At 54.8% G+C, this 13,267-nt stretch carries 12 protein-coding genes and 2 pseudogenes; 10 read left to right on the plus strand and 4 right to left on the minus strand.

Features of this window, described 5'->3' with window-relative positions:
* Positions 1-69: 69 nt before the first annotated feature.
* Both hcp and hcr read left to right on the plus strand, forming a co-directional pair.
* Positions 70-876 (plus strand): annotated as a pseudogene (gene hcp / locus ACSZO4_RS21395) (hydroxylamine reductase); the annotation flags it as partial.
* Positions 877-886: 10 nt separating this feature from the next.
* Complete coding sequence (hcr, locus tag ACSZO4_RS21400) at positions 887-1,855, plus strand: NADH oxidoreductase (protein WP_437891081.1); 969 nt, start codon at positions 887-889, stop codon at positions 1,853-1,855.
* A gap of 58 nt (positions 1,856-1,913) precedes the next feature.
* On the opposite strand, the gene ACSZO4_RS21405 is transcribed toward hcr, so the two are convergent.
* Complete coding sequence (locus ACSZO4_RS21405) at positions 1,914-2,345, minus strand: DoxX family protein (protein ID WP_437891082.1); 432 nt, start codon at positions 2,343-2,345, stop codon at positions 1,914-1,916.
* A gap of 293 nt (positions 2,346-2,638) precedes the next feature.
* Here ACSZO4_RS21405 and ltaE point away from each other — a divergent pair, with 293 nt between their 5' ends.
* The 3 genes from ltaE (at position 2,639) to ACSZO4_RS21420 (ending at position 6,191) form a co-directional block, all read left to right on the plus strand.
* The gene (ltaE, locus tag ACSZO4_RS21410; protein WP_437891083.1) at positions 2,639-3,640 is read left to right on the plus strand and encodes a low-specificity L-threonine aldolase; all 1,002 of its coding nucleotides are present in this window, start codon (positions 2,639-2,641) and stop codon (positions 3,638-3,640) included.
* Positions 3,641-3,650: 10 nt separating this feature from the next.
* Positions 3,651-5,087 (plus strand): DUF2867 domain-containing protein, encoded by a 1,437-nt coding sequence (locus tag ACSZO4_RS21415; RefSeq protein ID WP_437891084.1) that lies wholly within the window; start codon positions 3,651-3,653, stop codon positions 5,085-5,087.
* 96 nt (positions 5,088-5,183) lie between these two features.
* On the plus strand, positions 5,184-6,191 hold the full coding sequence (locus tag ACSZO4_RS21420; RefSeq protein WP_437891085.1) for an NAD-dependent epimerase/dehydratase family protein: 1,008 nt from the start codon (positions 5,184-5,186) through the stop codon (positions 6,189-6,191).
* Between the two features lie 4 nt (positions 6,192-6,195).
* On the opposite strand, the gene ACSZO4_RS21425 is transcribed toward ACSZO4_RS21420, so the two are convergent.
* The gene (locus ACSZO4_RS21425) at positions 6,196-7,023 is read right to left on the minus strand and encodes an N-acetylmuramoyl-L-alanine amidase (RefSeq protein WP_437891086.1); all 828 of its coding nucleotides are present in this window, start codon (positions 7,021-7,023) and stop codon (positions 6,196-6,198) included.
* Positions 7,024-7,216: 193 nt separating this feature from the next.
* Between ACSZO4_RS21425 and ACSZO4_RS21430 the strand changes: the two genes are divergently transcribed.
* The 5 genes from ACSZO4_RS21430 to artM all read left to right on the plus strand — a co-directional run bounded on the left by ACSZO4_RS21430 (position 7,217) and on the right by artM (position 10,824).
* Positions 7,217-7,732 carry a lipoprotein gene (locus ACSZO4_RS21430; protein WP_437891087.1) on the plus strand — a complete coding sequence of 172 codons (516 nt, stop codon included), beginning with the start codon at positions 7,217-7,219 and terminating at the stop codon, positions 7,730-7,732.
* Positions 7,733-7,954: 222 nt separating this feature from the next.
* On the plus strand, positions 7,955-8,683 hold the full coding sequence (gene artP, locus ACSZO4_RS21435; protein WP_437891088.1) for an arginine ABC transporter ATP-binding protein ArtP: 729 nt from the start codon (positions 7,955-7,957) through the stop codon (positions 8,681-8,683).
* A gap of 19 nt (positions 8,684-8,702) precedes the next feature.
* On the plus strand, positions 8,703-9,434 hold the full coding sequence (gene artI / locus ACSZO4_RS21440) for an arginine ABC transporter substrate-binding protein ArtI (protein WP_437891089.1): 732 nt from the start codon (positions 8,703-8,705) through the stop codon (positions 9,432-9,434).
* 5 nt (positions 9,435-9,439) lie between these two features.
* Positions 9,440-10,156, plus strand: a complete 717-nt coding sequence (artQ, locus tag ACSZO4_RS21445) for an arginine ABC transporter permease ArtQ (RefSeq protein ID WP_437891090.1) — start codon at positions 9,440-9,442, stop codon at positions 10,154-10,156.
* Positions 10,156-10,824: an arginine ABC transporter permease ArtM gene (artM, locus tag ACSZO4_RS21450; protein WP_437891091.1), complete on the plus strand. Its 669-nt coding sequence runs from the start codon at positions 10,156-10,158 to the stop codon at positions 10,822-10,824. Before artQ ends, artM begins: the two co-directional genes overlap by 1 nt.
* Before the next feature lie 54 nt (positions 10,825-10,878).
* On the opposite strand, the gene ACSZO4_RS21455 is transcribed toward artM, so the two are convergent.
* On the minus strand, positions 10,879-12,369 hold the full coding sequence (locus ACSZO4_RS21455; RefSeq protein WP_437891092.1) for a GntP family permease: 1,491 nt from the start codon (positions 12,367-12,369) through the stop codon (positions 10,879-10,881).
* A 47-nt stretch (positions 12,370-12,416) separates the two neighbouring features.
* Positions 12,417-13,196 (minus strand): annotated as a pseudogene (locus tag ACSZO4_RS21460) (4-hydroxythreonine-4-phosphate dehydrogenase PdxA); the annotation flags it as partial.
* Positions 13,197-13,267: the final 71 nt, after the last annotated feature.

Below are 13,267 nucleotides of genomic sequence, written 5' to 3' on the forward strand. Positions count from 1 at the left end.
CATACAGCTCAGCTAAGGTAAGGCTAATACAGATAAGGACTCCACTGAACCCCACCGATTAAATCGCACCTTCCTAAATACTCACATCTGGTCGGCAACTATGGCAGCGGCTGGCAGAACCAGCAGGTTGAATTCGCCCGCTTCCCAGGCCCCATCGTGATGACCTCCAACTGCATCATCGATCCCACCGTCGGCGCTTACGACGATCGTATCTGGACGCGCAGCATCGTTGGCTGGCCGGGTGTTAACCACCTCGAAGGCGATGATTTCAGTCGTATTATCGACCAGGCTAAACAGCTGGCGGGCTTCCCCTACAGTGAAATAGAGCATCTGATAACCGTCGGTTTTGGCCGCCAGACTCTGCTGGGCGCTACCGATACCCTGATAGATCTGGTCAGTCGCCAGAAACTGCGCCATATCTTCCTGGTGGGAGGCTGCGACGGTGCGCGCGGGGAACGTAATTACTTCACCGATTTTGCCACCAGCGTCCCGGACGACTGCCTGATCCTGACCCTCGCCTGCGGGAAATATCGCTTTAACAAGCTGGACTTCGGCAACATTGAAGGCCTGCCGCGTCTGGTGGATGCTGGCCAGTGCAATGACGCCTACTCCGCCATCATCCTGGCGGTAACCCTTGCGGAGAAACTAGGGTGTGGGGTGAATGATCTGCCGCTCTCACTGGTGCTCTCCTGGTTCGAACAAAAAGCGATTGTGATCCTGCTGACCCTGCTTTCGCTGGGCGTCACCAATATCGTAACCGGGCCAACCGCGCCGGGTTTCCTGACGCCGGACCTGCTGGCAGTGCTGAACGAGAAATTCGGCCTGCGCGCGGTCACCACCGTCGAGCAGGATTTACAGCAGATGCTGAAGGCCTGAGGAGCAAACAATGACCATGCCAACTCCAAAGTGTCCATGGCGCATGCAGGTCCACCACATCCGGCAGGAGACGCCGGATGTCTGGACCCTGTCGCTGTTATGCCACGACTATTATCCTTACCGCGCAGGTCAGTACGCGCTGGTCAGCATCCGTAACAGCGCCGGGCAGCTGCGCGCTTACACCCTCTCCTCCACACCTGGGGTGAGCGAGTACCTCACGTTGACCATCCGGCGGCTTGACGGAGGGGCTGGATCTGGCTGGCTGACGCAGGAGGTCAAACGCGGTGATTATTTATGGCTGTCCGATGCGCAGGGAGATTTTACCTGCGACAACCAGCGCAACGACAAATTGCTGTTGCTGGCCGCGGGCTGTGGGGTAACGCCGGTGATGTCGATGCGCCGCTGGCTGGCAAAATATCGCCCGCAGGCAGATGTGCAGGTAATTTTCAGCGTGCGTTCTCCCGAAGACGTGATTTTTGCCGATGAATGGCAACAGTATCCGGTCACCCTGGTGGCGGAGCACAACGCTACCGAGGGCTTTCTGGCCGGTCGCCTGACGCCGGAGATCCTGCGCCGTGTACCGGATCTCGCCTCACGTACGGTGATGACCTGTGGACCCGCGCCCTATATGGAGCAGGTGGAGAAAGAGGTTCGCGCGCTCGGTGTGACGCAGTTCTTTAAGGAAAAATTCTTCACGCCGGTAGCTGAAGCGGCGACCAGCGGCCTGAGATTTACCAAACTCGAACCCGCAAAAACCTTCTTTGCGCCTGTCGGCACAACGCTGCTGGAAGCCTTTGAAAGTAATAAAATCGCGGTGAATGCGGCCTGTCGCGCCGGGGTTTGCGGTTCATGCAAAACGCAGGTGGTATCCGGGGAATATCAGATCAACAGTACGATGACGTTAACAGCGCAGGAGATTGCTGACGGCTATGTGCTGGCCTGCTCATGCCACCCACAAAGCGACTTAGTGCTGGCGTAAATACTTTGCCAGGTAACGGAACCAAAGCCCTTCTCTTACGGGAAGGGCATTTTACTGATTAGCGCCATTCTGCCGGGGCAAGGGAATAACGGCCTGCACCCATAAATGCCAGCGCCAGTGCGGCAACAAAGAAATAGACCAGGCTTTCAATGGCCCAGGCACCGGTTTTATCCAGCGCGCCGGTGTTGGCAATACCCACCATTAACCAGGCAACAACCATTGTAAACGCCAGTCCCAGAGCAGCCGGACGGGTCAGAATACCCAGAATAATCAGAATCGGACAAATAACTTCACCAATCAGCACACCGTAAGCGATAAAACCCGGGAATCCTTTCGCCACCAGCATACCGGCAATACCATCAACACCATCGATAAGCTTGTGCATTCCGTGGAACAACATCAGTCCACCGACTGCCAGACGCAGCAGTAAACGACCAAAGTCTTCGTGCGCCAACATCTTATTAACAGAACTTAACAGAGATTTAACCATTTGAAATGATTCCTATTTTTATCTTACCCATTACAGATTATTCTTAATCCTGAAATAAATAAACCCCTAAGTATTCAGGGGGAATATAAATCAAGCACATGACATTTCATCGACGGCGGTTGCGCAGAATATCACCAGCGCCCCTCCCTGGCTGATACAGGCCCGACGCAGGTGAACTGGCGAAAACTCATCGGCTCAGGTAAAACATTGTTCTGGCTTTCCAGATTATCTTTCCTGCCATCATGCAAAACACCCCGGCGACATGAAAGATAACCTGTAGATAAGGAAATACGATGATCGATTTACGCAGCGATACCGTCACCCGCCCGAGTCGTGCCATGCTCGAACAGATGTTATCCGCCCCTGTCGGTGACGATGTTTACGGCGATGACCCCACCGTCAACGAACTGCAACGCTACGCCGCTGCGCTGAGTGGCAAAGAGGCCGCCCTTTTCCTGCCAACCGGCACCCAGGCCAATCTGGTTGCCCTCCTCAGCCACTGTGAACGCGGCGAAGAGTATATTGTCGGCCAGGGTGCGCATAATTATCTGTATGAGGCCGGTGGCGCCGCCGTTCTCGGCAGCATTCAGCCACAGCCCATTGATGCCGCAGCGGACGGCAGTCTGCCGCTGGATAAAGTCGCGGCAAAAATCAAACCGGATGATATCCACTTCGCCCGCACCCGCCTGCTCAGTCTTGAAAACACCCATAACGGTAAAGTGCTGCCGCGCGAGTACCTTAAGCAGGCGTGGGACTTTACCCGCCAGCAGGGTCTGGCCCTGCACGTGGATGGCGCGCGCATCTTCAATGCGGTGGTAGAGTACGGCTGCGAACTGCGAGAGATTACGCAGTTTTGCGACTCGTTCACCATTTGTCTGTCCAAAGGGCTGGGCACCCCGGTCGGCTCCCTGCTCGTGGGTGAGCGCGACTACATCAAACGCGCAACCCGCTGGCGTAAGATGACCGGAGGCGGTATGCGTCAGGCAGGCATTCTCGCGGCGGCAGGTCTGTATGCGCTGGAAAACAACGTTCAGCGTCTGAAAGAAGATCATGAAAATGCCGCCTGGCTGGCAGGGCAGCTACGGGAAATTGGGGCTGATGTCATGCGTCATGATACCAACATGCTGTTTGTGCGCGTGGGCGAAGAGAATGCTGCCGCGCTGGGGGCATTTATGCATCAACGCGGCGTACTGATTAACGCCTCTCCCGTTGTACGCCTGGTGATGCATCTTGATGTCAGTCGTGCGCAACTCGCCGAAGTGGTCAGCCACTGGCAGGCGTTTTTACAGCGCTAAGGAGCAGGACGTGCCACAACCCATCCTGGTCCTCGGCGCAAGCGGCTATATCGGGCAACATCTGATTGCGGCCTTAAGCCAGCAGGACCATCAGGTGCGCGCGGCGGCACGTCAACTCTCCCGTCTGCAAAAGCAGCAGTTACCGGGAGTAACCTGCCACGAGGTGGATCTCAGTTGGCCTGAGGATCTGCCGTCATTATTGCAGGGTGTGGATACCCTGTATTACCTGGTGCACAGCATGGGAGAAGGCGGCGATCTGCTGGCCCAGGAGCGGCAAATCGCCCTTAATGTGCGTGACGCATTACGGGACGTCCCCGTAAAGCAGGTTATCTTTCTCAGCTCATTGCAGGCCAAAGAGTCCAGCGAATCTCACCATCTGAAGGCCCGTCAGCTTACCGGCGATCTGCTACGGGATGCAGGCGTGCCGGTAACAGAATTGCGGGCAGGTATTATCGTCGGCGCCGGGTCAGCAGCCTTCGAAGTGATGCGCGATATGGTCTATAACCTCCCCGTGCTGACGCCGCCGCGCTGGGTGCGCTCAAGAACCACGCCCATCGCTCTTGAGAATTTGCTCCACTACCTGCTCGAATTACGTCACCAGGCCTCTGCCGCGCATCGGGTTTTTGAAGCCGCAGGCCCGGAAATTCTCAGCTACCAGCAACAGTTTAAACACTTTATGGCGGTCAGCGGCGTGCATCGCCCGCTCGTCGCCATCCCGATGCCTACCCGGCTGATTTCTGTCTGGTTTTTACAGGTGATCACCTCCGTGCCGCCAACCATAGCGCAAAGTCTGATCCAGGGGCTGAAACACGATCTGCTGGCCGATGACGCCACGCTGCGTCAGTTGATCCCGCAAACCCTGGTCCCTTTTGACGAAGCGGTACGGCGTACCCTACGGGAAGAAGAAAAACTGGTGAACTCTGCCGACTGGGGTTATTCCCCGCAGGCTTTCTCCCGCTGGCGTCCGCAATATGGTTACTTCCCCAAACAGGCCGGATTTAGCGTAAAAACCAGCGCCAGCCTGACGGACCTCTGGCAGGTTGTTAATCAGATCGGCGGCAAGGAGCGCTATTTCTTCGGCAATATCCTCTGGCAAACCCGTGCCGCCCTCGACAGGCTGATGGGCCACCGGCTGGCAAAAGGTCGCCCGGAAAAGGCCCTGCTGGAAGTTGGCGACCAGGTCGATAGCTGGCGGGTGATTATCGCCGAGCCCAACGAGCAACTGGCGCTGTTGTTCGGCATGAAAGCGCCAGGGCTGGGGCGACTCAGTTTTACCCTGACGGATAAAGGAAAGTACCGTCTACTGGATGTCCGCGCCTTCTGGCATCCACTGGGGATGCCTGGTTTGCTCTACTGGCTGCTGATGATCCCGGCGCATCTGTTTATCTTCCGGGGAATGGCGCGGCGAATTGCCCATCTGGCAGAACAAACCGCACACAAAAACTGAATCCGGACACTATTCTTTCACGTTTCCCATTGCATAGCGGCGTATTTCACGGAAGAATGCGCACGCAATGAATGCGGGTCACTATAGTGGATAGCTATGAAGGTTCTGGTCACCGGCGCAACCAGCGGTTTGGGTCGAAATGCCGTCGAATATTTACGCCATAAAGGCATCAGCGTCCGCGCAACCGGGCGTAATAAGGCGATGGGTGCGCTGCTGACAAAAATGGGTGCGGAATTCATCCATGCCGATCTCACCGAACTGGTTTCCTCCCAGGCCAAAGCGATGCTGACCGGTGTCGATACCCTCTGGCACTGTTCCAGCTTCACCTCTCCCTGGGGCACGCAGGCGGCATTCGATCTCGCCAACGTCCGCGCCACCCGCCGCCTCGGTGAGTGGGCGGTTGCCTGGGGAGTGCGTAACTTTATTCATATCTCTTCACCGTCGCTCTATTTTGATTATCACCATCATCATCAGATTGGCGAAGAGTTTCGTCCGACGCGTTTTGCCAATGAGTTTGCCCGCAGCAAAGCGGCGAGCGAAGAGGTGATCCAGCTACTGGCCCAGGCGAACCCCAATACCCGCTTTACCATCCTGCGCCCGCAAAGTTTATTTGGCGCCCATGACAAGGTGCTGATCCCGCGGCTTGCGCAGATGATGCACCATTACGGCAGCGTGCTGCTGCCGCGCGGTGGGCGGGCGACGGTTGATATGACCTATTACGAAAACGCCGTGCATGCAATGTGGCTGGCAAGCCAGCAGGCCTGCGATGCCTTGCCATCCGGACGGGCCTATAACATCACTAATGGCGAGCCACGCACGCTGCGCAGCATTGTGCAAAAACTCATCGATGAGCTGGGCGTGGACTGCCGGATCCGCTCGGTGCCATACGCGATGCTGGATATGGTCGCCCGCAGCATGGAGCGCTTTGGCAATAAATCAGCCAAAGAGCCTGCTTTCACCCATTACGGCGTTTCCAAGCTGAATTTTGACTTTACCCTCGATATCAGCCGTGCGGAAAAAGAGCTCGGGTATCAGCCCATCGTCACCATTGATGACGGAATTATCCGCACCGCTCACTGGCTCAAAGATCACGGCAAGCTGTAGTCCGTTAGCCCTGCCCGTATTTCTCCAGTAACGCTTCTGCTATCGCCAGACTTTGTGCATCGGCCTCGCCGTTCCACAAAGCCTGGCGAAAATGCATCTGGAACGCCATGATGACCCTCTTGCGCTGGACTTGTGTCATCTCTGGTTTAACCTCATAGCCGTAACGCGCCAGTAGATCGAGCAGCGCTGCGCTGTCAACCGGTTCATACGGAGAACGGCCGTTGAGATAAAAGGCCACCCGCGCGTCATCGGGCCAGGCGCCTATCCCCAGCGCCGCCAGTTCACGCCACGGAAACAGTGGTCCAGGGTCGTCCTTGCGCTGAGGGGCGATATCCGCATGCGCCACCACGTTCTGAGGCAGTATGTTGTAACTATTGATAATATCTTTCGCCAACGGGATCAGCGCCTCAATTTGCGCCGGGGAAAACGGCGTGAATTGCTTTCGCCCGTCGATATTTTGCCAGCCCCGATTTTCCAGCTCGATGCCCACGGAGGTGTCATTGATGCGGGTGGCATTACGCCAGAAGCTGACGCCGGCATGCCACGCAAGCTCCTTCTCCGGAACAAGTTGCCAGATGCGCGGTTTGCCATTGCGCACCGGAGGCTGTTGCGGGATTAAGTAATGAGAGCTGACCTGCTTGCCGGTCAACGTCGCCAGCGAAGCATCAAAATCATCCGCAGTGTAGTGGATCACCAGCACTTTAATTCTGGGCAACGCGGCCTGCGCCTGACGACGGGTGTCGAGTTGATAGTCGGGCTTGTCCACAATCCCTTGTTCACCCGCACACCCCGCCAGCAGAGTCAGAAAGAGTAAAACGATAAAACGCTTCATCCGTGTAATTTCACCGCCATTGTGCTGACACTGACTGCCACGCGGCAGTGCTCAACGCCGGGCTGCACTTCGCGGGTTGTGGAAAACGGCATCTGTTTCTCCTTGTCATATTAACGGGTTACTACCCACATTATCGATTCAATACACTATTCTTGAAAGGTACGTCATTTTGAAGCGAAATAAGGAAATCATCATGCGCTTTTCAGCTTTGACTCTCGCTTTACCCGGTGCACTGTTGCTCAGTGCCTGTACCACCGTTACCCCCGCGTTTAAGGATATCGGCACCCGCAGCGGTCCGTGCATCGAAGGCGGCCCTGATGCAATAGCCCAGCAATTATACGACTATCGCATTCAGCATCGGAGCAATAACCTGACGGCTCTGCGTCCTTACCTCAGCGACAGTCTGGCGGCATTACTCGCCGAGGCCAGCCGTGATAATCGCAATACCCCTCTGCTGCACGCCGATCCGTTCTCCAGCCGTCCGACCACGCCAGACAAAGCCGTTGTCGCCAGCGCATCGACCATTCCCAATACTGACGCGCGCAATATTCCGCTGCGGGTTACGCTTTCTCAGGGTAACCAGCACTGGCAGGATGAGGTGCTGATGACGCGTGAAGGCCAGTGCTGGGCGGTGGATGACGTGCGCTATCTGGGCGGTTCGGTACACGCCCCGGCCGGAAGCTTACGCCAGTCCGTGGAGCACCGGTAGAGAATCCAGCGTGAGAATGTGGGAAATCCCGCGTAATCCCCGCAAAATGTCTGGCATTCCAGGGCGAATGCCGACATTTATGCCTGCTTCCCTCTCGCCCCGGTATTTTGTGCTAACTTTATGGGGTAACACGGTTTATATTTAAGTTTTAACGCACAAATATTGCATAACTATTCTGCGAACGTTACTATTTGCGGCCTCAATTGCTATTAGATTGCCTCGATGAGTATAAAATTAAACGGCATTAACTGCTTCTATGGCGCGCACCAGGCGCTTTTTGACATTACGCTTGACTGCCCGCAGGGCGAAACGCTGGTGCTCCTTGGTCCAAGCGGTGCGGGCAAAAGCTCTTTGCTGCGCGTGCTCAACCTGCTTGAACAGCCACGTTCGGGCCAGTTAAGCACTGCAGGCAATCATTTTGATTTTGCCAAAACGCCGTCTGATAAAGCGATTCGCGACCTGCGCCAGAACGTCGGCATGGTTTTTCAGCAATATAACCTCTGGCCTCATCTCACCGTGGTGCAAAACCTGATTGAAGCGCCCTGCCGTGTGCTGGGTCTCAGTAAAGATGAAGCCCTTGCTCGCGCGGATAAACTGCTGGAGCGTTTACGCCTCAAACCTTATAGCGACCGTTATCCGCTGCACCTTTCCGGCGGCCAGCAGCAGCGTGTGGCTATTGCCCGTGCGCTGATGATGGAACCGCAGGTACTGCTGTTTGATGAACCAACGGCGGCGCTGGATCCGGAAATTACCGCGCAGATCGTCAGCATTATTCGTGAACTGGCAGAAACCGGCATTACGCAGGTTATCGTGACCCACGAAGTTGAAGTGGCACGCAAAACCGCCAGCCGCGTGGTCTATATGGAAAACGGTCATATTATCGAACAAGGGGATGCGGGCTGCTTTACCACGCCGCAGACCGATGCCTTTAAATATTACTTATCTCACTGATGTTCTTGGGGAAATAACAATGAAAAAACTCGTGATCGCCGCATTGCTTGCCAGCGTCAGCCTGACGGCAACCGCAGCCCAGACTATCCGTTTCGCCACCGAAGCAAGCTATCCTCCGTTTGAATCAACCGACGCGAACAACAAAATTGTTGGTTTTGACGTTGATCTGGCCAATGCGCTGTGCAAAGAGATTGATGCGACCTGTACTTTTACTAACCAGGCCTTTGACAGCCTTATCCCCAGCCTGAAATTCCGTCGCTTTGATGCGGTGATGGCGGGCATGGACATTACCCCTGAGCGCGAAAAACAGGTGCTGTTCACCACTCCTTACTACGACAACTCTGCGCTGTTCGTTGGTCAGAGCGGTAAACTCGCTGGCATTGACGCGCTGAAAGGCAAAAAAGTGGGCGTGCAGAACGGTACCACGCATCAGAAATTCATTAACGACAAACACCCGGAAATTACGACTGTTCCTTACGACAGCTATCAGAACGCGCGTCTGGACCTGCAAAACGGTCGTATCGATGCCGTATTTGGCGATACCGCAGTGGTAACCGAATGGCTGAAAGCCGACGATAAGCTGGCGGCCGTCGGCGATAAAGTGACGGATAAAGAGTACTTCGGTACTGGCCTGGGTATTGCTGTACGTCAGGGCAACACCGAGCTGCAGCAGAAATTCAATGCAGCACTGGAAAAAGTGAAGAAAGATGGGACTTACGAGACCATCTACAGCAAATGGTTCCAGAAGTAATCTGAATGAACGAATTTTTTCCTTTAGCAAGCGCCGCCGGGATGACCGTCGGCCTTGCCGTTTGCGCACTGATTATCGGCCTGGTTCTGGCGATGCTCTTTGCGGTATGGGAGTCCGCAAAGTGGGCTCCTGTTGCGTGGGCAGGCACAGCTCTGGTCACTATTTTGCGCGGACTGCCAGAGATTCTGGTCGTGCTGTTCATCTATTTTGGCTCTTCACAGCTGCTGCTTATCCTCTCTGACGGTTTCAGTATCAACCTTGGATTTGTGCAAATCCCGGTGCAGGTGCAGATTGAAAACTTCGACGTCAGTCCGTTCCTGTGCGGCGTGATTGCGCTGTCGCTGCTGTACTCCGCTTATGCCTCGCAAACGCTGCGTGGTGCGCTCAAAGCTGTGCCGCAGGGGCAATGGGAATCAGGCCAGGCGCTGGGGCTGTCGAAAAGCGCGATATTTTTCCGTCTGGTCATGCCGCAAATGTGGCGTCATGCCCTGCCAGGGCTGGGTAATCAGTGGCTGGTGCTGCTGAAAGATACGGCGCTGGTGTCGCTTATCAGCGTCAACGACCTGATGCTGCAAACCAAAAGTATCGCCACCCGGACGCAGGAGCCTTTTACCTGGTATATCGTGGCCGCCGCTATCTATCTGGTCGTCACCCTGCTAAGCCAATGGATCCTCAAACGCATTGACCTGCGTGCGACGCGTTTTGAACGGAGACCAGGCTGATGCTGGAATTTTTCCCGGAATTATTTAAAGGCCTGCACACCAGCCTGACGCTGACCGTTGCCTCGCTGATTGTGGCTTTGATCCTGTCGCTGCTTTTCACCATCGTGCTGACGCTAAAAACCCCGGTGCTGTCCTGGGTGGTACGCGGCTATATCACGTTGTTTACCGGTACGCCGCTGCTGGTGCAGATCTTCCTGATCTACTACGGTCCGGGCCAGTTTCCGGTCCTGCAGGAATATCCGCTAATCTGGCATCTGCTCTCAGAGCCCTGGCTGTGTGCGCTGATGGCCCTGTCGTTGAACAGCGCGGCCTATACCACCCTGCTGTTTCATGGAGCAATTCGCGCCATCCCGGAAGGGCAATGGCAGTCATGCAGTGCGCTGGGGATGAGCAAGAAAGACACCCTGGCCATTCTGCTGCCTTATGCCTTTAAACGCGCCCTGTCGTCCTATTCGAACGAAGTGGTACTGGTCTTCAAAAGTACCTCACTGGCCTACACCATCACGCTGATGGAGGTGATGGGTCACGGTCAGTTGCTGTACGGACGGACTTATGACGTGACGGTATTTGGTGCCGCAGGCATCATTTACCTGGTGGTCAACGGCCTGCTGACGTTGATGATGCGCCTGATCGAACGTAAAGCGCTGGCATTTGAACGCCGAAATTAGTGTCCCCGTCATACTTTGGGCTTACCGGTCATGGTAAGCCCTTATTTCTGTCTGCTAAAAAAATACTGCATTAATAATCAGTAATGTCACCGTCCCTGTTGCCCAGAGGATAGTTGACGTTACGCTCCACACACGTATCTGTTCCTGAACCTCGGTGACGCCAAGCGAACGATTCACGACCCAGAAATAGGCATCATTGAAATAAGAGAACATGAAAGAACCAATTGTGCAGCCCAGTCCGGCAATCACGGGATCAACACCAAGCGTGCCTATCATCGGTGCTGTAATGCTTGCTGCGGTGATCATGGCGACGGCACCTGATCCCTGAATAAGGCGAATTAGCGTTGAAATGGTCAGCGGTAACAGGACGCCTGGCACACCAATATCAACAATATACTGGGCGATCATATTCCCTGCGCCAGAATCACGTAGCACCATGCCTAATGCCCCGCCGCCGCCGATCACCAGAAAAATGATGCCAGCAGAACGGATAGCATTTTCCATTCCGTTGGTAACTTCTTTGCGCTCAAATCGGCTACCAAGTCCAACAATGGCGATAAGCAAGCCAATGCCAACTGCAATAACGGGGTGGCCCAACACCATCAACATCTTTGCAATTGTCCCCTGCCAGCTATCGCCGGGCGTGGTATGAAATTCCCGGGAGAATGTCGCCAGCAGAATAAGCACAATTGGAACAATCAAGGGGGCAAAAGAGATAAGCGTGCCTGGTAGTTGCTGTTCATCTTCCGCGTTCTGTGCAACGGGCGTTAAGCGTTCACGGGTAAAGCCGCTATCATCGTCCGTCGGGACAAGATAAATCTTTTTGCCAAGCGAGCGGGTATATAAAAAACCGGCAATAGCAACCGGGATCGCGATCACCATACTCCAGAGCATAAAGGTGCCGATCGGCATATTGAACTGGGAAACGACGCCAAAGGGGCCAACCGCCGGGGGGATCATGCTATGGCTGATCACCAGACCTGCCGCAAGGGTCGCGCCCAGCCCGACAACCGATTTACCGGTCGAGCGCGAAATGGCTTTCACTAACGGAACCAGCACGATAAACGCGGAATCACAAAACACAGCCATAGAGACAATCAGGCCAATCAGCACCAGCGCCAGCTCTTCCCGCCCCTTGCCTAACAGGTTGATAAAGGTCATCGCCATCAGCTTTGAAGCACCGCTCATCTGTAGCAGAGCCCCCATCATGACGCCAAAGCCAATGACGATCCCAATGTGACCCAGCGTTCCACCAAACCCCTTAGTAATGGCAACGATCATTGCTTCACTGCCCATTCCGCCAAGTGAACCTGTTATCACTGCCGCAATAATCAGCGCCGGGAAGGCCGGAATACGTGTTTTGAGGATCATAAATAGCAGAGCAGCTATAGCAACCAACAACCCCCCAATCACCCGAAAGCTGTTGAGTTCAGCGGATGCAGAATTTCCGACAAAGAAAATAATCAGGCCGATGATAAGTATCATGACCCCTTTTAAGCCCGGAGCTAATCCGGACCTGGCCATATCCATTGATTTAACCGACATAACGCTCTCCATTTAATAAGGGCAGGCGCACACCTGCCCTGGACTCATCATCTGACAAAGCATGGTGCGTAAAGCGCAGCGAGTCTGACAGCTTCAATCAGACTGACAGGATCTGCTATCCCCTTCCCGGCAATATCATTCGCGGTACCGTGATCGACTGAGGTCCGAAGAACAGGCATCCCGTTAGTGATCGAAATCGTGCGGTGGAAATCGACCTTTTTTGTTGCGATATGCCCCTGGTCATGATAAGGCGAGAGCACGGCGTCGTATTTTCCCTGCAACGCAAAATGAAAAACGCTGTCGGCCGGTTTCGGGTCGGTAATGTTGATCCCCTGAGCCCGCGCCATTTGGACGCCAGGCAGCAAAATATCATCATCTTCGGTACCAAAAAGTCCATGCTCACCGCCGTGGGGGTTGATGGCGGCAATGGTCAGTCGAGGTTCAGCCAGGCCAAGGCGTTTTAATGCCGCAGTGCAACGAATCGCGTAATCGCACACTTTCTCCGGCGTCAGGCTTTGAATGGCATTAACCAGTGAAAGATGGCGGGTCAGGAAGAAAACTCTCAAATCAAGCACCTGAAACATCGTAAGGGGGTCTTTGGTTCCGGTCAGTTCACCGAAAATTTCGGTATGTCCGATAAAATTGACCTTCCCGGCCTTAAGTGATTCTTTGTTGATGGGCGTTGTCGCTACGGCATCGACGTCGCCGGACATCGCCTGCTCCACCGCCAGTTTGATACAGTCGTAGGCAGCCTTACCACATTGCCCCTGAATTTCGCCTGGCCGCAACTGAGCCATATTCAGCGTCCCTTTTTCAAAAAGGTTAAGGAAGGTGCGATTTAATCGTCAGTTATGAGAACATAAGGCTTTCTTTGCCATAGATTTTTCACGATGCCCGC

The organism is Phytobacter sp. V91, assembly GCF_965644225.1.
GTDB lineage: Bacteria > Pseudomonadota > Gammaproteobacteria > Enterobacterales > Enterobacteriaceae > CBFFRJ01.